Genomic DNA, 384 nt, shown 5'->3' with positions numbered 1-384 from the left:
AAAATAATTAATTTTCAATATCAATGATCATATACTGCAAAGTTAAGTATATTCCAACTTCTCCATTGTTGAGTGCCTCATATAAGTCTTCATCAACGAAATCTCCAGATTCATCATATAGCCATTTATGAATTTGAATAATTTGTATATTCCCTTTTTTGTCTATTCTTGCTATTGGGTCTATTACGGACCGAACTATCACCTTCTTCTTCGTCTCAACATCAAGCAATGTGATAATTGTCATTTTAAAATCCTTATAAATATCCTGTATAACAACTACGCTCAATCAATAAAGATTTTTATATTTAAATTACTCAAATAGCAATCTTTTCAATCTAAAAAATAAATAAAAAACACTTTAATAGTATGTGCCTATTAGAAAAG

Annotated in this window: 1 protein-coding gene; it reads right to left on the bottom strand. The window is 27.3% G+C overall.

The features are described from left to right. Positions 1-7 precede the first annotated feature (7 nt). A complete protein-coding gene (locus B806_RS0109595; protein WP_000152660.1) occupies positions 8-244 on the bottom strand; it encodes a hypothetical protein in 237 nt (78 codons plus the stop codon). Between the last annotated feature and the right edge of the window lie 140 nt (positions 245-384).

Origin of the sequence: Acinetobacter sp. TG2027, from assembly GCF_000302435.1 — a bacterium.
Lineage (GTDB): Bacteria > Pseudomonadota > Gammaproteobacteria > Pseudomonadales > Moraxellaceae > Acinetobacter > Acinetobacter pittii.
This window is presented reverse-complemented; position numbering and strand designations above follow the sequence as displayed.

Bases quoted from the DNA above. Each gene is read 5' to 3' on its own strand.
- B806_RS0109595 (WP_000152660.1), bottom strand. From the start codon at position 244: ATGACAATTATCACATTGCTTGATGTTGAGACGAAGAAGAAGGTGATA.